Source organism: Devosia sp. (assembly GCF_028290625.1).
In the GTDB taxonomy this organism is placed as follows: Bacteria; Pseudomonadota; Alphaproteobacteria; order Rhizobiales; family Devosiaceae; genus Devosia.
This window is the reverse complement of record NZ_JAQGJM010000034.1, coordinates 22,424-44,070: the sequence shown is the minus strand read 5'-3', so window position 1 is coordinate 44,070 and position 21,647 is coordinate 22,424. Positions and strand designations below refer to the sequence as shown.

The window sequence follows — 21,647 nt, the reverse complement described above, 5'->3', positions numbered from 1 at the left end:
CTCTCCCCTCGTGGGAGAGGGACAGACCTGACGCGTTCAGCGGAAGGTCAGGGTGAGGGGGCCTTCTACCTGACCCACACCTTCTTTCCGACTTACTAAACTTTAATGTCGGCGCAACCTCGCAGCAAGGCGAGGGCTTTCATAACTACAGCCACAAGCTGTTGAGAGCTTTTCCAAGGAGACCGATTCTCATGCGCCCGACTCTTCTTTCACGTACCCGCCGCTGGCTCGGAGCGTCCATGCTGGCGCTGATCGTGGGCATTGGCGGGGTGTCCACCGCCTACGTGCTGACCGGCCTGCCCGCAACCGCTCAGGTCCAGAAGGCCGCCCAGATCGTCGTGCCGGAAGCCGCTCAGCCGCAGTCCGGGTTCGCTGACCTCGTCGAAGCCGTCAAGCCTGCCGTGGTGTCGATCCTGGTCGAGGCCACTGAAGGTCCGCAGGACGTGCAGCGCGGCGGCAATTTCAATATGCCCGACCTGCCCAAGGATCACCCGTTCCACGATTTCTTCCAGCAATTCGGTGACCAGTTCGGTGGCCAGGGCGGCGATCAGCAGGAACAGCAGGCCCCGCGCAAGTTCATGGCAGCCGGCTCCGGCTTCGTGATTTCGGCCGACGGCTATATCGTCACCAACAACCACGTCGTCGAAAACGCCACCAAGGTGACGGTCGTGTTCGACAATGGCGATGAAGAGACCGCCAAGATCATCGGCACCGATCCTCGCACCGATCTGGCCGTGGTCAAGATCGAGGGCAAGGACCTGCCGTTCGTCCAGTTTGAAAGCACCCCGAGCCGCGTTGGCGACTGGGTGGTTGCTGTCGGCAATCCGTTCGGTCTCGGCGGCACGGTGACGGCCGGCGTGATTTCGGCCAAGGGCCGCAATATCGGCGGCTCCAACTATGGCGATTTCCTGCAGATCGACGCCGCGGTGAACACCGGCAATTCGGGCGGCCCGACCTTCAACACCAAGGGTGAAGTCGTTGGCGTCAATACCGCCATCTATTCGCCGAATGGTGGCAATGTCGGTATCGCCTTCGCCATCCCGGCCTCGACCGTCAAGACCATCGTCGACCAACTCAAGACCGGCGGCACCATCACCCGTGGTTATCTGGGCGTATCGATCCAGGACGTGACCCGCGACATCGCCGATGGCGTTGGCCTGGAACACGCCAAGGGCGCCATCGTTCGCGAACCCACCGAAGACTCCCCGGCCGGCAAGGCCGGCGTCAAGTCGGGTGATATCGTGACCGCCGTTGACGGCGATCCGATCGATGACGCGCTCGACCTGAGCCGCACCATCGCCGGTAAGGCCCCGGACTCCACCGTCGAGCTGACCATCTGGCGCGATGGGGCCGAGACCAAGGTTTCGGTCAAGCTGGGCACGTTGACGGAAGACGCCGCCCAGAGCGAGCCTTCCAAGCCGACGCCTCCCGCCGAGGTCAAGCCTGCGCCCTCGAGCGTTGGCCTGACGCTGGTGCCGAACTCCGATGGTTCGGGTGGCCTGTTGATCCAGGACATCGACGAGAACAGCCCAGCCGCTGAAAAGGGCTTTGCTGTCGGCGACGCGATCCTGGAAGTTGACAACAAGCCGGTCTCAACCGTTGACGACTTCGAAACGGCTCTTGCCGCCGTCAAGGCGAAAGGGCTCAATACCGCCCTCGTCAAGGCCAGCCGTGGTGGCGAAGCCCGCTTCATCGGCCTGCCGCTCAGCGACGGCAAGTAATGTGCTTGGCTCCGGTGTTTGCGCCGGGGCCAGTCCTTCAAGCTCAACAGGCTCCGGTGTCCGCACCGGAGCCAATCTTTCAAGGGGAGCCCCGCGGTGAAAATATTACTGATCGAAGATGATCGGGAGGCCGCGAGCTACCTCATCCAGGCGCTCGACGAGGCCGGCCACGTCACCCACCACGCCGCCGATGGCGAAACCGGGTACGCCATGGCCTCCGGCATGGACTATGACGTGCTGATCGTCGATCGCATGCTGCCGCGCCGTGATGGCCTCTCCATCGTCGAAAGCCTGCGCGCCGAAGGCGACAAGACCCCCGTCCTCATTCTCTCCGCCCTTGGCGAAGTCGACGACCGTGTCACGGGCCTCCGCGCCGGCGGCGACGACTACCTCACCAAGCCCTACGCCTTCACCGAACTGCTGGCGCGCGTCGAAGTCCTCGCCCGCCGCTCCAGCCCCTCGGAGGCCGCCACCAGCTATGACGTGGGCGACCTGTCGCTTGACCGGCTCAGCCGCAAGGTCGAGCGCGCTGGCGAGGCCGTGTTGCTGCAGCCGCGCGAATTCCGCCTGCTCGAATATCTGATGAAGAATGCCGGCAAGGTGGTGACCCGCACCATGTTGCTGGAAAATGTCTGGGATTATCATTTCGATCCCCAGACCAATGTCATCGACGTGCACATGTCGCGCCTGCGCTCCAAGATCGACAAGGGCTATGCCACCCCGCTGCTGCACACCGTGCGCGGCGCCGGCTACATGATCCGCGAGTAGGCCTTGTATCGCCTTTCCCAAATCTGGCGCACTTCCACGGTCCGGCTGACGGCGACGTTCATCCTGATTTTCGTGCTGTTCGCTATACTGCTGCTGGCCTTCATCACCTGGCAGTCCAGCGTGCAGATCCAGCGCCAGCAGACCGACGACATCGACCGCGAAATCCGCCAGTTGCAGCGCATCGAGAGCAATCAGGGCATCCGCGCGCTAGCCTTCGCCGTCGACCGTTTTTCGAGTCGTCCCGGTCCGGGCGTCTACTATCTCGGCGACGCCGCGGGCCAGTACCTGCTGGGCAATGTCACGCAAATCCCGGTCGAGGCCCTACGCGATCCCGGCGTCTACAGTTTCGATTATGAACCGGCCAATCCCGTCGAAGACGGTGGTGGGGACGACGACCGTCCGCCCCGTCCGGGCTTTGCCGTGGTGCGCTCGGTGCAGCTCGATAATGGCATGGTGCTGGTGGTCGGCCGCGACGTGGTCGAGCGCCGGGGCTATTCGGCCATCATCGTGCAGAGCTTCCTCGTCGGCGTCATCGGCATCATTCTGTTCTCGATTGTCGCCGGCGGCATCACCGCGCGCCGGGTGTTGCGCCGCATCGATGCCATCCGCGATACCTCCACCAAGATCATGTCGGGCAATCTCTCCGAGCGCGTGCCGATCACCCGCCGCAATGACGAATTCGATGGGCTGGCAACCAACCTGAACGCCATGCTCGACCGCATCGAGCAACTGCTGCAGGGGCTCAAGGAGGTCACCGACAATGTCGCGCACGACCTCAAGACCCCGCTGACCCGCCTGCGCAACCAGGCCGAGGCCGCCTTGCGCGACGGCGCAAGCGACCAGTCGCGGCAGAAAGCGCTCGAAACCACCATCGCCGAGAGCGACCGCCTGATCCAGACCTTCAACGCCCTGCTGATGATCGCCCGCGCCGAGGCCGGAGCGCCTTCCGGCGCCCTCGCCGATGTCGATGTGAGCGCCGTCGTCGCCGACGTGGCCGAGCTCTACGGCCCGGTGGCGGAGGACGAGGGCATCTCCATCGAAACCGCGATCACCCCCGATGTACACCTGCACGGTAATCGCGAACTGATTGGCCAGGCTATGGTCAACCTGCTCGAAAACGCCGTCAAATACGCCAAGCCCCTGGCCGGTCCCGCCGGCCGCATCGCCGTCGGTCTGCGCCAAGTCGACGGCCGCGTCATCATCGAAGTCGCCGACAACGGCCCCGGCATTCCCCTCGAAGACCGCAAGCGCGTGCTCGAACGCTTCGTGCGCCTCGACGCCAGCCGCACCGAAACCGGCTCCGGCCTCGGCCTGTCTTTGGTCGACGCCGTAACCCGCCTGCACGGCGGCACCTTCACCATTGAAGACAATGCCCCAGGTGTGCGTGCAGTAATGGATTTGCCGGGGGCTTAACACCCTTCTTCCCCTCGCCCCTTGCGGGAGAGGGACAGACCCGACGCGTCCAGCGGAGGGGCAGGGTGAGGGGTGCTGTGCATGCCTATGCGCAAACCCGGCAGCAAGCACCCCTCATCCGCCCTTCGGGCACCTTCTCCCGCAAGGGGAGAAGGGAGACCCCCACCAATCTTCGTATCCACCAGCGCTGGGCAAGCGGTTCCATCGTCTCCCTCCCCCTTGTGTGGAGGAGGGGTGGGGGACGTTTGGCCCGCTTGCCCCTGCTGGTCCGCCAAGCTATCCCTGCTGCATGATCAAGCTCCTGCCACTGCCGCCCATGCCCCATCCCCTCTTCGACGCCTGGCTCACCAGCCTGCCCGCCGAAGACCGCGAGGCCATCGCCCCGGCAGCTCCCACCCTCGGCCCACTCCTCGAATCCGCCCCCTACCTGTTCGACCTCGCCCAAGCCAATGCCGGCTGGCTCGCGACCACCCTCGCGCTCACCCCTGACACCGCCTTCGCCACCATCCTCGACACCGTCACCACTGCCGGCCAAAGTGTCCCCGAGGAGGACACACTCTCCCCCATCCTCCGCCTCGCCAAAGGCCGCACCGCGCTGCTCGCCGCCATCGCCGAAACCGGCGCCGCCTGGACCACCGCGCAATCCACCGCCGCGCTATCCGACCTTGGTGACGCCGCCCTCGACGCGGCTCTGAATTTCCTGATGCGCCAGGCCCACGCCAAGGGCCTCCTTGCCATCCCGCTCGAACAAGCGACCGCCGCCAATTCCGGCCTCGCCCTCTTCGCCTTGGGCAAACACGGCGGTCGCGAGCTGAACTACTCCTCCGACATCGACATCGTCGCCTTCTACGATCCCGAAAAGCCCGTTCTGGCCGACCCCTCCGAGGCCGGCAAAACCTATTCCCGCATGGTGCAAAAGCTCGTCGGCTTGATGGAGGAACGCCGCGCCGGCGGCTACGTCTTCCGCACCGACCTGCGCCTGCGCCCCGATCCGGGCTCGACCCCGCTGGCCCTCTCCTTCGACGCCGCGCTCGCCTATTACGAAAGCCGCGGCCAGAACTGGGAGCGCGCCGCCTGGATCAAGGCCCGCGCCTGCGCCGGCGATAAGGCCGTGGGCACCGCCTTCCTCAGGGAGCTGACGCCCTACGTTTGGCGCAAGCACCTCGACTACGCCATGATCGCCGATATCCAGGCCATGAAACGCCAAATCAACATCGCCAAGAAGGTCGGCGATATCCGCGTCGAAGGCCACAACGTCAAGCTCGGCCGCGGCGGCATCCGCGAGATCGAGTTTTTCACCCAGACCCAGCAGTTGATCGCCGGCGGCCGCGATCCTGACCTGCGCGTCAAGCCCACCGCCCACGCGCTGGCGGCGCTCGCCAAGGCCAACTGGATCACCCCCAAGGCCGCCACCGAACTCACGCAAACCTACTGGTATCTCCGCGCCGTTGAAAACCGTCTGCAAATGCTGCGCGACGAGCAGACCCACATCATGCCCTCGACGCCCGACGAGGTCGCCGTCATCGCCCGCCTGATGGGCGAGCCCGACCTGGAACAATTCGAAACCGCCTACCGTGCCGCCCTCGAACTGGTGGCCAGCTACTACGCCGAACTGTTCACCGAAGGCGAATCCCTGGGCAGCGGCGAGGGTAACCTGGTCTTCACCGGCAGCGACGACGACCCGGAGACGCTGGAAACCCTCGGCCGCATGGGTTTCTCCAATGCCCATCTCGCCAGCGAAACCGTGCGCAAATGGCACTATGGCGGTTACCCCGCCACCCGCGCCGCCGCCGCCCGCGCTCAACTCACCGAACTGCTGCCCTCCCTCCTGGCCACGCTCGGCACCGCCGGCAATGCCGACGAGGCACTGGCCCGTTTCGACAATTTCCTGTCGCGCCTCCCCTCCGGCGTGCAGCTCTTCGCCCTGCTGCGCACCCATCCGCAATTGCGCACCCTGCTGGTGCAATTGCTGGCCTCGGCACCGCGCATGGCCGAGTCGGTCATCCATCGCGCCCACGTCATGGATGGCCTGATCGATCCCGCTTTCGCCGACGACATTACCCGACGCGAGGTGCTGGTCGGCAAGGTCGACAGCTTCCTTGCCGAAGCGCGCTCCTATGAGGAAATCATCGACCGCGCCCGTATCATCGGCCAGGAACAGAAATTCCTCATCGCCGCCGGCCTGCTCTCGGGCACCGTGACTGCCACCATGGCGGGCGAACAATTCACCGCTTTGGCCGAAACGCTGCTGCAGCGCCTGTTCGGCAATGTGCGCGCCGAGTTCGAACGCCGCCATGGCAACATTCCTGGGGGCAGGGTGGCCCTGCTGGCCTTCGGCAAGATGGCCAGTCGTGAAATGACTGTCACCTCCGATCTCGATTTCATCATGCTCTACGAGGCCCCCGACGCCGAATCCGATGGCGCCAAGCCCCTCAGCACCAATCATTATTTCACGCGCCTCACGCAGCGCCTTGTCGCCGCCATCACCGCGCCGACGGCCGAAGGCGTGCTCTACGAGGCCGATATGCGCCTACGGCCCTCCGGCAATGCCGGCCCGCTCGCCACCGGCCTACCGGGCTTCCGTAGCTACCACCGCGACAACGCCTGGACCTGGGAGCATCTGGCGCTCAGCCGGGCGCGCGTCGTCATGGCCGATGGCGAGCTTGGCTACGAGGTCGACGCCGCAATCGCCGAGGTCATGCAGCGGCATCGCGATGTCGAAAAGACCATCACCGAGGTGGTCTCGATGCGCGCCCTGATGGCCCGCGAACGCCCAGCCCGGCATCCCTTCGATCTCAAGCTGGCCGAGGGCGGCCTGGTCGACCTCGAATTCATCGCCCAATCGGCCCAACTCGTGGCCGGCGAAGCCATCGGCCTGCCGCAAGCCCTCACCGCCCGCGTCCTCGCACGGCTAGGCGAAACCGGCCTCGTCCCCGAAGGCGCCCGCCTGGCGGAAATCCACGATGTCTATTCCACCGTCCTGCAAGTCATGAGCAGCGCCCTGGTCCATCCCTTCAAGGACGAAGCCTGGACCGACGCCTTTAGGGAATTGCTTGCCGGCCTGACCCACTACCCCGATTTCGGACGGCTGGAACTCGACCTGAAGTCCATGCAGTCGGAAGTCCGAGCCGCCGCTGAAACTTGGTACGCCAAGGCAAGGACGCTCTGATCTTCACCTCTCCCTTTGGGGGAGAGGTGAAGGAAGGTCACTCCGCCGCCACCATCGTGGTTGCGCTCTGCTGCAGCGGCAGGGAAATCGCCACCGTCGTCCCCAGCGACAGGCTGGAATCGATGGCGATGCGTCCACCGCTGAGTTCGGCAATCGCGCGGGCAATGGAGATGCCCAGCCCCGGGCCCATGCCCTCGCGCGTAAACGTCGCGTCGCCCAGCGCGAAGGGGTGCGACAGCGTCGCCAGCCGTTCCTCGCTCATACCAAAGCCGGTATCGGAAATCTCGATCACGAGGCCATCCCGCGCCGCATAAGCCGCCATGGTCACGCGGCCGCCTGTGGGGGTGAACCGGATTGCATTGTCCACGATATTGCCCAGCATGCGCTGCAGTCCCAGCCGGTCGCCCTGTAATACCGCCCCGGTGGCGCCGCCCATGACGAGGGTCAATCCGGCCCTCGCTGCCTGCCCCCGGAAACGCTGGGCCACATCCTCGACAAGGCCATCCACCGCTATCGGATCGGCGCGCAACTCCTTTTGCCCACTTTCCAGTTCAGTGAGGTCCAGAATGGTCGCGAACGAAGCCAGCAGATGCTCGCCACTGGTCTTGATCGACTGCACATAGTCGACATACCGCGCGTCCCCCAGCGGCCCGTAAGTCTGGTGCCGCATCAGCTCGGCAAAGCCGATAATGTGGTTGAGCGGGGTGCGAATATCGTGGCTGAGATGCGCCAGGAAATTAGTCTTGGCGACGCTTGCTGCCTCAGCCTTGAGCTTTTCCTCGTGATAGCGCCGCGCCAGCAGCCGCTGTTCCTCGCGGATCGACCGCAACATGCTATCGGTCTTCTTGCGCTCCGTGACGTCACTGACCAGCGTCATGAAACTGCCGTCGCCAATCGGCCGCTCATCGATCAACAGGCACGTGCCGTCTTCGCGATGCAGTTCCAGTAGCCGGTTATCGTCGTCGCCATTGATCAGTTTCATATGGCCGCCAGCGATCAATTGCTTGACCACCTCATGATAGGCCAAATCCTTGCCGCCCAGCATGAAGCCGTCCCGATATTGTTCGTTGCAGACGATCAGCCTTCCGGCCGCCGTCCAGCAGGCGACACCCATGGGAATGGCCGATGCCATGGTCTGGTAGTTCTGCCGCTGCATGGCGTTGGGCATCGGCGTCGTCCTGGCGCGAAAGTAGGCCAGTCCGATAATCAGGAAAGCGACCAGATAAGCGCCAAGCCCCCGCTGCCAGACACCCGCAAGCGCCTCGGTCTGCTCCCGCGCCAGCGACAGTACGCCGAAACTTCCGGCCGGAATATCCTGGCTGACCAGACCCATATCGACCGGGGCATTGGCTGCCCGAAAGCTGGCGCGCGTGTTCAGGGAATAGCGGCTGACAGTGCCGGACAAGCCAGCTTGCGCCGTATCGGGGGAGAGATCGGCAATGTCGTTGAGGATCGAGCGGCCGATGCTGGACAATTCTGCGCGCGCATCCTGCAAGGTGCGGATGCCGTCAGAGATCACGAACAGTGTTGCGGCGAGGATCGCGGTCAGGGCGACGGCGGACGTCACGGGCGAAAGGCCTTGCCGGATTGCCGGCTTGGGTTCCGGGGCGTTGTTGCCCCGTTTTCCGCGCATGTTCGCCGCTCCTTCATCAACGCTGAATCGTTCAGCGCCGACGCCGGACAAGTCCGCCGACCGCATGCAAAACTCCATGAATGTCAGGGAAATCAGCCCGCCCGATTTGCCCTTAACAAACAATGAATCAAGCCACCCCACGCTGTCCAGAGTCGCTTTTCGTACAGTCCGGGCGGCCCGCGAAATTCGCGAGTCGCTTGAATCACTTAGCTCAAAAGAAAAATTTTGCTACTGCGGCGGAATTTAACCCGCCAGCGTACGGGTCAGGATGTCCGCCGTGTTGCGGCTCAAGTGGCCCTTGGCCTGCAGCGCGGTGAGGGCAGATTTTGCCGCTGCCCGGCGCACCGGTTCGAGCATCGGCCAGATGCGGAAGCCGGTCAGCACCCGCGCTGCGACCTGCGGATTGCGCGTGTCCACATCGGCCACGAAGTCCGCCACGAACCGGAATCCCGCGCCGTCCGGCCGCGCGAATTGCGTCGGATTGTTCATCGCAAACGCCCCCACCAGCGCCCGCAATCGGTTCGGGTTGTTCTTGGGGAAATTGGGGTCGCCCAGGATAGCCCGGACCCGCTCCAGCACGCCATCGTCCTGCGCGCTGGCCGATACGCTCAGCCACTTGTCCAGCACCAGCGGATCGCCGCCGAACTTGGTGCGGAAATCGGCCAACAACATCGGCGCTTCTGCCGTCCAGGCCGCACCGGATACGGCCAGCGCCGCAAATCGGTCGGTCATGTTGGCAGCTGCCTCATATTGCTGCGCCGCCAGCTTCGGCCCTTCCGACGCACCGCTGGCAACCAGTAGCCCGAGCAGCCGATTGCGCAGCGCGCGACGGCCCGAACTTGCCGCATCGGGCACATAGGGCAGGTCGCTCGTCAGCTTGATATAGGCCACCGTCAATTGGCTGGTCAGCGGCCCGAACACGGCACGGTTGAGCTGGTCGCGCACATCGTGGATCTTGGCCGGATCGATATCCTTGCCGATCGTGCGGGCGATCAGCGCTTCGCCTGGCAGCACCAGCGCCAGCGCCTTGAACGCATCGTCCAGATTGTCGTTGGCCAGCGTATCAGCCATCGCCTGGCGCAATGCGGTGACGGCGTCGTCCGCCCATGGCGTGCCATTCACCGCGCCAACCGCCAACGCCATGCTGACATCCTGCAGCGCCTGCCAGCGTCCAAACGGATCGCTGTCGTGCCGCGCCAGGAACAGCCGGTTCTCCTGCGTCAGCGTCGTCGTCATGTTGACCGGCGCCGAAAAGCCGCGCAGCAGCGACGGCACTGGCCTGTTGGCCACCCCGGTAAACACGATCTCGGCGCTGTCGCCGCTCAGCACGATCATGTCGTCGCGCACATCGCTGCCGCTGACGCTGCTCCAGCCCATCGGGCTGCCATTGGGCCCGATCAGCCCGAACTTGATCGGCATGACCAAAGCTTGCTTGGTCGGTTGGCCCGGCGTCGGCTCGGTCTTCTGCTCCAGTTTGAGCCGATAGGTCTGCGCCGCCGCGTCATAGCTGTCGCTGACCGTCAGCTTGGGCGTGCCCGCCTGCAGATACCAGGTCTGGAACTGGCTGAGGTCAATCTGGTTGGCTTCGGCGAACACTGCGAGGAACGCCTCGATCGTCGTCGCCCGTCCGTCATGGCGCTCGAAATAGAGGTCCATGCCCTTGCGGAAGCCCGCTTCGCCCAACAGCGTCGCCAGCATGCGCACGATTTCGGCGCCCTTTTCGTAGACCGTGGCCGTGTAGAAATTATTGATCTCGCGATACTGATCCGGCCGGGCAGGGTGGGCCAGCGGCCCGCCATCCTCGGGGAACTGCGCGCTGCGCAAAGTCTGCACGTCCGAGATGCGCTTGACCGCCCGCGAACGCTCGTCGCTGGTGAATTCCTGGTCGCGATAGACCGTGAGCCCTTCCTTGAGGCAGAGCTGGAACCAGTCGCGGCAGGTGATGCGATTGCCGGTCCAGTTGTGGAAATACTCGTGCGCGATGACGCGCTCGATATTCTCGTAGTCGCCATCGGTCGCCGTGTCCGGCTTGGCGAATACCAGCTTGTCGTTGAAAATATTGAGGCCCTTGTTCTCCATCGCGCCGAAGTTGAAATCGGAAACGGCGACGATGTTGAAGATATCGAGATCATACTCGCGCCCGAACCGGCGCTCGTCCCAGCTCATCGAGCGCTTGAGGCTGTCCATCGCCCAATGGCACTGGTCTTCCTTGCCGTGCTCGCAATAGATCGCCAGATCGACCTTGCGGCCCGACGCGGTGGTGAAATTGTCGGTGATCGAGCCCAGATCCCCCGCCACCAGCGCGAACAGATAAGCCGGCTTCGGATGCGGGTCTTCCCACACCGCATAATGCATGCCGTCGCCCGCATCCCCGGCGCCGATCTTGTTGCCGTTCGCCAACAGTACCGGCGCGATATCGCGCGGTGCCGTCATCGTCACCTTGAACACAGCCAGATTGTCCGGCCGGTCCAGATAATAGGTGATCCGCCGAAACCCTTCCGGCTCGCACTGCGTGCACCAGGTGCCGCTCGAACGATACAGCCCCATCAGCCGCGTATTGGTCTGGGGCTTTAGCGAAACCTCAGTCTCCAGCACGAACCGGCGCAGCGGTGGTTCCACGATCGTCAGGCTATCGGCATCGGCCGCATAGGACGACACCATCAGCGGCGCCCCGTCGATCGCCACCGAGGTCAGCGTCAACTCGTTCCCGTCCAGCACCAGCGGCGTGCCCGGTTCGGTCCCCTCGCGCGGCTCCACCGTCAGCAGCGCCCGCACCCGCGTGCTTTCGGCGGTAATCCTGAAATCGAGATCGACGGCGACGATCGCATAGGGGCTCGGCGTGTAGTCCTTGAGATAGATCGTGTGTTCGCTGTCGGTGCGCATGAACTGGTCCGTTTAAATCGATACTCTTGAAATCGATTGTGGCCAGCCCGCAACAGCAGACTCGACACAATCGTGTACTCTGGGCGGCTAGCGACCGCGCGAGCATTCTTCTACGCCAATTGGGACGGCATTGGGGAGGGGGTATTGCGGGTGGCGCTACACCGCTCCTCTGCGCAATTGTGCGTATCGAACGGTACCCAAAATTTTCTCGTCGGCGTCGTTTTGCCATCAGTCCATTCGTCCTTGACCTCAGCCACGCTTGAGGTTGTACGAGCTGTGGCCATATCAACGATCCCTGCGGGACCAGAACTATGGTGATTTCGATGCTGCGCTGGTTTGAACGACGCCTCGATCCGTATCCGGCCAACGAGCCCAGCGAGCCCCCCAAGGGCCTGCTGGCTTTCTGCCTCTATTACAGCCACGGCGCCAAGAAGTGGCTGGCCTTGATGGCTGTCACCGCGGGCCTGATCGCCGCCGGCGAAATCACGCTGTTCGGTTTCATCGGCGACGTCGTCAATTGGCTTGCCGCCGCCGACAAAACCACCTTCCTTGCCACCGATGGCTGGAAGCTCGCGCTTATGGGCGCTTTCATCGCTATTGTGCTGCCCGGCCTAGCGCTGATCAGCACCATGACCATGAACCAGACGCTGCTGGGCAATTTCCCCCAGCGCATCCGCTGGATGAGCCATCGCTACCTCATTCGCCAGTCGATGAGCTATTTCCAGGACGAATTCGCCGGCCGCATCGGCGCCAAGCTGATGCAGACCTCGCTCGCCGTGCGCGAAGTGGTAATGAAGATCCTCGACATGCTGGTCTATGTCGTCGTCTATTTCACCGGCGCCGTCGTGCTGGCCGCTGCCACCGACTGGCGTCTGGCCGTGCCCTTCCTGGTCTGGCTCGTCGCCTATGTGTCGATGATGCGCTACTTCATCCCGCGCATGGGCAAGATTTCCCAAGCCCAGGCCGATGCGCGTTCCTCGATGACCGGCCGCATCGTCGATAGCTATACCAATATCGCGACGGTCAAGCTGTTCTCCCATTCCAACCGGGAGGAGAGCTACGCCCGCGAGGCGATGGACGAGTTCCTGCAGACCGTCTACCGGCAGATGCGCATGTTCACCGTGCTCAACATGCTGGTGATCTGGTCCAATGCTTTGCTGCTGGCCTCGGTCGGCGGCGTCGGCATCTGGCTATGGCTCAACAATGCCATGTCCCCGGGCGCGCTCGCCGTGTCGCTGGGTCTGGTCATGCGCTTCCAGGGCATGAGCCAGTGGGTGATGTGGGAAATGTCCGCTTTGTTCGAAAATATCGGCACGGTTCGCGACGGCATTTCCTCGTTCTCGCTGCCGCGCGTCGTCTCCGACCAGAAGGGTGCGCAGCCCATCGGCACGGTCAAGGGCGATATCGCCTTCGAGGACGTCGCCTTCCATTACGGCAAGGCTAGTGGCGTCATCGAGGGGCTGAACCTGCACATCAAGCCGGGCGAAAAGATCGGCCTCGTCGGCCGCTCCGGCGCCGGCAAGTCCACCATCGTCAACCTGCTGCTGCGCTTCTACGACCGCGAGTCCGGCCGCATCTTGATCGATGGCAAGGACATCGCCACCGTCACGCAAGACTCGTTGCGCGCCAATATCGGCGTGGTGACGCAGGATACCTCCCTGCTGCATCGCTCGGTCCGTGACAATATCGCCTATGGCCGCCCCGACGCGACCGAAGCCGATATCCACCACGCCGCCGAGCAGGCCGAAGCCTCGCTCTTCATCGAAACCCTCAGCGACTTCAAGGGTCGCGCGGGCCTCGACGCCCATGTGGGCGAGCGCGGCGTCAAGCTCTCGGGCGGTCAGCGCCAGCGCATCGCCATCGCCCGCGTTCTGCTCAAGAACGCGCCTATCCTGGTGCTGGACGAAGCGACCTCCGCGCTCGATAGTGAGGTGGAGGCCGCGATCCAGAGCCAGCTTCAATTGCTGATGGCCAACAAGACGGTCATCGCCATCGCCCACCGCCTGTCCACCATCGCCATGATGGACCGCCTGGTGGTGATCGACGGCGGCACCATCATCGAGCAGGGCACCCACGCCCAACTGCTCGATCTCGGTGGCGTCTATGCCAGCCTGTGGAACCGCCAATCCGGCGGCTTCATCGACGCCGACCAGGTCGAGGACGCCGCGCAATGAGGGGTGATACACAATGAGACGTGTTGTTCGCGAAATGCGCTCCACACTCAACCTTCCCGCGGACTTGATCCGCGGGCCTCTCGCCGCCTCGCCGGCGGGAATAGTGACCCCCGGACCAGGTCCGGGGCAGCCCGGTGATGTGATATCACCGTACCTAACTGCCTTAGAAACCAACCCAACCAAGGAGTCTCAAATGAACCATCCCGGAACCGATAACGCCGCTGTCCTGCAGCTCTTCCGCAAACCCATGGACCGATACCGACCCTGATCTGAGCCCAGAAACCTCAGTCAGGCGCGGCTCACAATAACGAGCTAAAAATGTTCAACCGCGTCATCACGTTCTTCGACCGTCTCTATTCGCCCGTAGCGCTCGCCAAAAACCGGCAGCCGCCAATGGGCCTCACGCCATTCGTCAAATACTTCATCGGCCAGTTCCGGACAGCTTTCCTGATCCGCATGGTCCTCGTCGCCATCGGCTCCATCGCCGATGCCCTGATGCCAGTCTTTGTCGGCCTCGTGGTCGGCATGCTGGCCACCACCGCGCCGGGCGAAATCTTCAATGTCCACGGCCATACGCTGCTCTGGATGATCGTCGTCGTGGTGCTCGTTCGCCCCTCGACCTTCATGCTGGACACGTTGGTTCGTAACCATGCCATCGTCCCGAGCCTGGTCAATCTGGTGCGCTGGCAAAGCCACTACCACGTCATCCGCCAGAGCTGGACCTTCTTCCAGAACGACTTTGCCGGACGCATCGCCAACAAGATCATGCAGGCCGGCGACGCTATCGAAACCGGGGTGAACCTGGCCATCGATGCGGCCTGGTACGCGCTGATCTTCGTGGTCGTCGCGGTCGTCGTGCTGGCCCAGCTCGATCTGGTGCTGCTGGTGCCCATCGCGGTGTGGTTGCTGCTCTATGCGATCCTGTTTTCCATCACCATGCCGCTGATTGCCCGCTATTCCGAGGAAATGTCGGAGAGCAAATCAGTGATGACTGGCCGGATCGTCGACAGCTACACCAATATCCAGACGCTCAAGACCTTCTCCACTGGCGAGCACGAAGACGTCTACGTGTCGGACTCGATCACCGAGCACACAGTGTCGTTCCGCAAGCTGATGCGGGTCTTCACCTACATGTGGTCGATCCTGTTCATGCTGAACGCAGGTCTGGTGGTCTCGATCACCTGGCTGGCTTTGGCAGGTTGGAACAATGGCATCCTGGCTGCGGCGGCCGTTGCCACGGCAATCCCGTTCGCGCTGCAGATCATGAACATGAGCGGCTGGATTTTGGAAATCGGCTCCAACATCTTCCGCCAGATCGGCACCATCCGCGACTCGATGGATACCATCGCCCAGCCGCTGACCATGCTCGATATCCCCGATGCCAAGCCCATGGTCGTGACCAAGGGCGAGCTGGTTTATGACAATGTCAGCTTCAATTACTGGCGTGGCAAGCAAGGCAGCGTCATCGACAACTTCGACCTGACGGTGGCGGCGGGCGAAAAGATCGGCCTTGTCGGCCGCTCCGGCTCCGGCAAGTCGACGCTGGTGAACCTGGCCCTGCGCATGTTCGACGTGCAGGACGGCGGCATCCGCATCGACGGACAGGACGTGCGCAACGTCACCCAGGAAAGCGTCCGCGCGGCCATCGGCCTCGTCAGCCAGGACACGTCCCTGCTGCATCGCTCGATCCGGGAAAATCTCAAATATGGCCGCCAGACCGCGACCGACGAGGAGATGATCCGGGCCGCCGAACAGGCCAAGGTGCATGACGTCATCCTGGCTTTGACCGATCCCAAGGGCTTCACCGGCTACGACGCTCATGTGGGCGAGCGTGGGGTCAAGCTGTCGGGCGGCCAGCGCCAGCGTGTCGCCATCGCCCGCGTTCTGCTCAAGAATGCCCCGATCCTGGTGCTCGACGAAGCCACCTCCGCCCTCGACAGCGAGGTGGAAGCGGCGATCCAGGAGCAGCTCACGACGCTGATGCAGGGCAAGACGGTGATCGCCATCGCCCACCGCCTGTCCACCATCGCCGCCATGGATCGCCTGGTGGTGCTGGAGCAGGGCCGCATCGTGGAGGAGGGCACCCATGCCCAACTCCTCGCCTCGGGCGGGCACTACGCCCACCTGTGGGAACGCCAGTCGGGTGGTTTCCTCGATCTGGATACCGTCGCAGCGCAATAATTGCCCAGCGCGGGGACGGCGACATCAGCCGCCCCCGCGCTGACCTTTCTGCGAATTAACCTGGGATACCTAAGAACGACTGGACCGCGACCTGCGTCGGAACCACAATCGCCACCGCACAGCTCCGGATGTCCAATGAGTCTCTTCGACCCCCTCCACCGCATCGTCGAGTCCTGGCTGGACCCCTTCAAGACCCCGGCCAATCTGGAACCCCCGCTCGCGACGTCGCGCTTCTTCTGGCACTATATCAGCCAGGCCAAGCTGCCGTTCCTCGCGCTGCTGATCCTGGGCGGCGCGGTGGCGCTGGTCGAAGCCGCGCTGTTCTACTATGTCGGCCGCCTCGTCGATATTCTCGACGCCGCCAACCAGGCCGATGGCTGGGCCGGCCTGATCGGCAATTCCGGCCTCGAACTCGTCATTATGCTCGTCGTTGTGCTCGGCGTTCGTTTCATCGTCACCTGGCTGTCGGCGACCGTCGAAGAGCAGACGGTCAATCTGGGCTTCTACAATCTCGTGCGCTGGCAGGCCTATGCCCATGTGGTGCGCCAGAACCTCGCCTTCTTCCAGAATGATTTTGCTGGCTCCATCGCCTCCAAGGTTTGGCAGAGCGGCGGCGCTGTAGGCGACTTCATGGTGGCGCTGCTCCAGGTCGTCTGGTTCATCGCCATTTATACCCTCACCACTATCGTGCTGGTCGGCCAACTCGACTGGCGCCTCGCCGGCGCCGTGATCCTCTGGGTCATCCTGTTCTCGGGCCTCGCCTGGTACTACGTTCCGCGCATGCGCAAGCGCTCCGCCGCCGGCGCCGAGGCCGCCTCGGCCCTGACCGGCCGCATCGTCGACGGCTACAGCAATATCCAGACCCTCAAGCTGTTCAGCGTCGCCGACGAGGACGACCGTTTCGTCCGCCGCGGCTTCGATACCTACATTGCCGCCATGACCAAGCTGGCGCGCACCCTGGTCGGCGTGCGTTCAGCCATGGGCATGCTGTCCGGCGTCGCCATCGCGGGCATCGGCGCGCTCTCGGTTCAGCTCTGGACGCAGGGTTTGATCACCGTCGGCGGCGTCGCTTTCACTCTTGGCCTCGTGCTGCGCCTCTACAACCTGTTGGGCCGCATGATGAACCAGCTCAATGGCCTGATGCGCAACTACGGCACCGCCCAGAACTCCGCCGAATTGATCGGCCGCCCGCTCGGGCTCATCGATGTCCCCAACGCCACCGAGCTCCAGGTCACCGCTGGGGCCATCGATTTCAAGGGCGTCTCGTTCCATTACGGCAAAGTCGCCGGCATCATCGACAATCTCGATCTGTCCATCGCCGCCGGCGAACGCGTCGGCTTGATCGGCCGCTCTGGCGCCGGCAAGTCCACCATCGTCAACCTGCTGTTGCGCTTCTATGATCTGCAGGGCGGGCGCATCACCATTGACGGGCAGGACATTTCCCAGGTCACCCAGGCCTCGCTGCGAGCCAATATCGGCCTTGTCACCCAGGATACTTCGCTACTGCACCGGTCCCTGCGTGCCAACATCGTCTTCGGCCGCCCCAGCGCCAGCGAGGAGGAGATGGTCAGTGCCGCCGAGATGGCCGAGGCCGACGAGTTCATCGCCACCCTGTCCGACTTGCGCGGTCGCACCGGCTATGACGCGACCGTCGGCGAGCGTGGCGTCAAGCTCTCCGGCGGCCAGCGCCAGCGCGTCGCCATCGCCCGTGTCCTGCTCAAGAACGCGCCCATCTTGGTGCTCGACGAAGCCACCTCCGCCCTCGACAGCGAAGTGGAAGCCGCCATCCAAAGCCAGCTCGAAAACCTGATGACCGGCAAGACCGTAATCGCCATCGCCCATCGCCTCTCCACCATCGCCTCGATGGACCGTCTGGTGGTGCTGGATCAGGGCCGTATCGTCGAAATGGGCACCCACGCCCAACTGCTGAAACAGGGCGGCCACTACGCCAGCCTCTGGCTGCGCCAGTCCGGTGGTTTTCTCGATCTCACCGATACCGCGGCGCAGTAGGTGGGGCCTATTCACCCCACGCCGTAGGCGGAGAACCGGGGTAAGCACTCAAACGCCCCCACACTCGATCTTCCCGCGGGCTTGACCCGCGGGCCGCTATCAGCAAGCGCGGTGGTATGGTGCGAGGCCCGCGGGTCAAGCCCGCGGGAAGGGGGGCGGTGGATGGGGAAACAAAGGTGCCCCTAACTCGCCACATCCAACAGTGTCGGCACATAAATACCGTCGCCGCGCTGTTCGCGGGCATGGTGTTGCAACACCATATCCTCGCTCATCGGTCGGCCGAACAGATAACCCTGCATGACCTTGCCGCCGAGCCCCACCAGAACGTCCAGCTGCTCCTCGGTCTCGATACCCTCGAACACGCATGAAATCCCCAGATTGCGGCATAGATCGACGGTGGTCTTGATGATCGCCCGGCTTGTCGGGTCGCTGGTGACTTCGGCCACGAAGCTGCGGTCGACCTTGATGCGATCAAGGGGAAGCTTCTGCACATAGGTCAGGCTCGAGTGGCCGGTGCCGAAATCGTCCAGCGCGATGCGCGAGCCCAGCGACAGCAGCGACACCAGCGCCGCATTGGCCTGGCCCATGTCATGCATCACCGAAGTCTCGGTGATCTCGAAATCGATACGGCAGGGCGTGCCGAAGCTTTCGACCTGCGCCACGATCGCCTCGATGGCGGTATGGGACGCCAGATCGTGGGCTGACAAATTGACCGACAACCGCAACGGCCGCGGCAATTGCGCCACCATGGCCAGCGCCTTGCGCAGCACGGTCTGGGTGATCTTGGAAATCACCCCGATCCGTTCCGCCATCGGGATGAAGTCGACCGGCGACACCTCGCCCAGCACCGGATGGCGCCAGCGTGCCAAAACCTCATAACCCGTGGTCCGGTTCTGCGACATGTCGAACTGCGGCTGAAACAGGATGTAGATTTCAGCATCCAGGTCGGCCGTATGCAGCGCGTGTTCCAGCGCCCGAACCCGGCGGATATCGTTGGCATGGCAATCGGAAAACACCACGGCCCTGCCGCGCGCTTCCTGCTTGGCCACGAAGATCGCGTAATCCGCCCGGTCGCAAAGCGCTTCGGCGGTGTCGTGCGGCTGGGACGCGGCGAAGCCGGCGGAAGCCGACACATGCGGGTTGGCGCCCGGCAGCACAAACGGCTGCCGCACGGTGGAACACAGGAGCTCGCCACAATCGGCCAGCCGTTTTTCGCTGATCGGGCCCTGCAGGATCAGCCCGAGCACATCCGCCTCAAGCCGTGCCACGAAAGTGGATGGGCTGCGCAGCGCCATCACCCGGCGCGCCATTTCGATCAGCACGCGATCGCCGGTGGCATGGCCAAAGATATTGTTGAGCGATTTGAAGCCGTCGATATCAAGCCGCGCCACCGCGATATCGGTGCCATCGGTATTGGCCTGCTCCAGCATCAGGTGCAGGGCATGGTCGAACTGGCGCCGGTTGGGCAGCCCGGTCAGCGCATCGATATTGGCTAGTCGGTTGTTCTCGTCGCTCAGGTGCTGCGTTTCGTCCTGCCGGCGCGCCATCTCGCCGCGCGACGCCACCAGTTCGGCAAAAGTTCTGAAATTCAGGGACGTCACGAACAGCAGGGCACACACCACGATGATCAGGTTCAAGGCCATCGCCATGAAAACCGGGTTGCCCTGGATCGCCACGAACAGCGAGAACGGTATCACCACGCAGATCGAGGCCATCAATGCGGCGGCGCGCAGATGCATCAGGCAGAAGACGCAACCGATCGAAGTGACGCCGATATAGAAGACGACGTGAGCCTGTTCGAAGGGACTGCCATAAGAAAAGAGGCTCAAGGCCCAGGCGCAGAACCCGAAGCCCATTACGGCTGCGACCGGCACTGAGCGGTTCAGCAATTTGCGCGCTTGCGCGTCGCTGAGGGGCGCGTTGCGCTTGCCCCACAACTGGGCGATGCGAGTCAGGCAGACAACACCCAGGATGGCGGGCACGACCATGCTCAAGAGGGGCGGGGCGCTCATGTGGGTCAGTGACAGGATGGCCGCATTGACCAGCAGGATCGCGTACATCAGCGGGACCTGACGGGCAAAACCGTGTGCCTGCGACTGGATCAGTTCTGGTTTGTCCGGTGGCACGGAAAAGAACCTCTCAAGGTTCTTTAGTAGCGTCATGGCTGTCCCCTCATGCGCTCAGCCTACGCGTAAAAATCCTAACACAGATGTAAATATGGCCCCTGCAATTGCGGCCGCTGCCCTTTAAGCAAAATATTCGCCCAAGGCGGGTTGGTCGCTGCTTGGAAACGGTTTCAGCAACTCCATCCGGGAGAGAGTGGTCGTCGGCCGGCCTAGCGGCAAACCCGTCAAAGATTGAGATGGGGCGGCACCCTACGGAGTGCCGCCCCGTCAACTACATGGCGTTGAATGTCTCGGCGACCTGCACCGTGCCGCCCGAGGCCAGGTGCGGACAACCCTGGGCCATCATGGCCGCCATATCGAGATTGTCGGCCTCGATGACGCTATAGCCGCTCAGCGGGTTGGCGCCGCCGCCATCGCTGATGCTGCCATTGGCTGCAATCGTCTTGGTGGCGCCGATCGGATTGCCGACATCGACCATGGCAGGCCCCATCTTCTCGATCCACGCGCCCCAGGCGGCCATGACCTTGGCGCCTTCCTCCGGTGTCCCCGGCATCCCGCCACCATGGTATCCCAACAGATATTTTGGCATTTGCTGTCTCCCTGTTCGTTGTGAAGTCTCGGCTACATAATCGGAATGTCGAGCGACCTTCCGGTTTCCAGCAGGCTCTTGAGCCCGGCAGTGATGATCGGCCAACCGGTCTCAACCCCGGCATTGGCCTTTTCATAGTCATGGTGGGTGATGGTCAGCTTGCAGACATCGCCCATCTGCTCGATTTCGAATACCACCCGCGTCGGCTGCGGGTTTTCCGCCCAGGGCGGCATAAAGGTCGACACCAGCCGCTTTTCCGGCGTGACCTCGATCAGTTCGCCGTCGAGCATCACCTCATTTTGCGGGCCGGTATAAAAGAAGCGACTGCCCACCTTCAGGTCGGTCTGCACCTTGCCGCCGTAATAATACTGCTGCGTCAATTCAGGGTTCACCAGCGCGTCCCACAGTGCGGCGGGCGTGGTGCGGATATAGGTCTGCAATACGAAATCGGGCTTGTCGGCCATCTTCTGCCGGTTCTCCAGGGTCGTCTTAAGATCAAGCGCAAAACGCGCCAGCGGCTTGGCGTAAGGCGCAATCCAGCGGTCGGCGACCTCCTGGATCGGCGCGGCATTGAGATAGTGATATTTGAAACGCCCAGCCCGTTTTGTGACAACCAGGCCGGCTTCCTCCAGCACCCTGAGGTGTTTCATCACCCCAAAGCGCGTCATCCCCAAGCCGGCTTCCAGATCGGTGAGCGTTTGCCCGTCCCTGTCGCGCAGGGAGTCGAGCAATTGCCGCCGTGTCGGGTCGCTGAGGGCTTTGAAGATGTCCACATCCCGACCATAGGTGACTAAATGGTCACCTGTCAAGCGCGGTACGATATCGCCAAGCCCGTCGGCCCTGGTGAAGCGAAAATCGCCGCGCCGCCCCATTGGCACCCGTGCCGAGTCCGATTAGAAGCGACGCCTATGGAAACGATTGAAATGGCCTTGTGGCCATCAGAATATCGTTAATATGGTACGCGGCCGGTCAACCGGCTC

The 21,647-nt window shown here is 63.3% G+C and carries 12 protein-coding genes; 7 read left to right on the top strand and 5 right to left on the bottom strand.

Translation table 11 applies throughout. The features are described from left to right. The first annotated feature begins 191 nt into the window (after positions 1 to 191). The 4 genes from JWR51_RS18290 to JWR51_RS18275 all read left to right on the top strand — a co-directional run bounded on the left by JWR51_RS18290 (position 192) and on the right by JWR51_RS18275 (position 7,071). The gene (locus tag JWR51_RS18290; RefSeq protein WP_299750787.1) at positions 192 to 1,721 is read left to right on the top strand and encodes a Do family serine endopeptidase; all 1,530 of its coding nucleotides are present in this window, start codon (positions 192 to 194) and stop codon (positions 1,719 to 1,721) included. A 96-nt stretch (positions 1,722 to 1,817) separates the two neighbouring features. Next, complete coding sequence (locus tag JWR51_RS18285) at positions 1,818 to 2,489, top strand: response regulator transcription factor (protein WP_299750784.1); 672 nt, start codon at positions 1,818 to 1,820, stop codon at positions 2,487 to 2,489. Positions 2,490 to 2,492: 3 nt separating this feature from the next. Further along, positions 2,493 to 3,902: a HAMP domain-containing sensor histidine kinase gene (locus JWR51_RS18280; protein ID WP_299750782.1), complete on the top strand. Its 1,410-nt coding sequence runs from the start codon at positions 2,493 to 2,495 to the stop codon at positions 3,900 to 3,902. Between the two features lie 289 nt (positions 3,903 to 4,191). Then, on the top strand, positions 4,192 to 7,071 hold the full coding sequence (locus tag JWR51_RS18275; RefSeq protein ID WP_299750779.1) for a bifunctional [glutamine synthetase] adenylyltransferase/[glutamine synthetase]-adenylyl-L-tyrosine phosphorylase: 2,880 nt from the start codon (positions 4,192 to 4,194) through the stop codon (positions 7,069 to 7,071). Positions 7,072 to 7,108: 37 nt separating this feature from the next. Here the strand turns inward: JWR51_RS18275 and JWR51_RS18270 are convergent, their stop codons facing one another. Together JWR51_RS18270 and pepN are read right to left on the bottom strand one after the other, a co-directional pair. Continuing rightward, positions 7,109 to 8,704 carry a PAS domain-containing sensor histidine kinase gene (locus JWR51_RS18270; protein ID WP_299750776.1) on the bottom strand — a complete coding sequence of 532 codons (1,596 nt, stop codon included), beginning with the start codon at positions 8,702 to 8,704 and terminating at the stop codon, positions 7,109 to 7,111. Between the two features lie 243 nt (positions 8,705 to 8,947). Next, complete coding sequence (pepN, locus tag JWR51_RS18265; RefSeq protein WP_299750773.1) at positions 8,948 to 11,587, bottom strand: aminopeptidase N; 2,640 nt, start codon at positions 11,585 to 11,587, stop codon at positions 8,948 to 8,950. Positions 11,588 to 11,910: 323 nt separating this feature from the next. On the opposite strand from pepN, the gene JWR51_RS18260 reads away from it, so the two are divergent. The 3 genes from JWR51_RS18260 (at position 11,911) to JWR51_RS18250 (ending at position 17,952) form a co-directional block, all read left to right on the top strand. Beyond that, a complete protein-coding gene (locus JWR51_RS18260) occupies positions 11,911 to 13,761 on the top strand; it encodes an ABC transporter ATP-binding protein (protein ID WP_299750770.1) in 1,851 nt (616 codons plus the stop codon). A gap of 318 nt (positions 13,762 to 14,079) precedes the next feature. Beyond that, positions 14,080 to 15,942, top strand: a complete 1,863-nt coding sequence (locus JWR51_RS18255) for an ABC transporter ATP-binding protein (protein WP_299750767.1) — start codon at positions 14,080 to 14,082, stop codon at positions 15,940 to 15,942. Between the two features lie 135 nt (positions 15,943 to 16,077). Next, a complete protein-coding gene (locus tag JWR51_RS18250; protein ID WP_299750764.1) occupies positions 16,078 to 17,952 on the top strand; it encodes an ABC transporter ATP-binding protein in 1,875 nt (624 codons plus the stop codon). A 182-nt stretch (positions 17,953 to 18,134) separates the two neighbouring features. Here JWR51_RS18250 and JWR51_RS18245 read toward each other — a convergent pair whose 3' ends face one another. From JWR51_RS18245 to JWR51_RS18235, 3 genes are all read right to left on the bottom strand, one after another. Beyond that, positions 18,135 to 20,114, bottom strand: a complete 1,980-nt coding sequence (locus JWR51_RS18245) for an EAL domain-containing protein (RefSeq protein ID WP_299750762.1) — start codon at positions 20,112 to 20,114, stop codon at positions 18,135 to 18,137. A 235-nt stretch (positions 20,115 to 20,349) separates the two neighbouring features. Beyond that, positions 20,350 to 20,667, bottom strand: coding sequence for a hypothetical protein (locus JWR51_RS18240; protein ID WP_299750760.1), 318 nt, complete (start codon positions 20,665 to 20,667; stop codon positions 20,350 to 20,352). A gap of 32 nt (positions 20,668 to 20,699) precedes the next feature. After that, complete coding sequence (locus tag JWR51_RS18235; RefSeq protein WP_299750757.1) at positions 20,700 to 21,440, bottom strand: metalloregulator ArsR/SmtB family transcription factor; 741 nt, start codon at positions 21,438 to 21,440, stop codon at positions 20,700 to 20,702. Between the last annotated feature and the right edge of the window lie 207 nt (positions 21,441 to 21,647).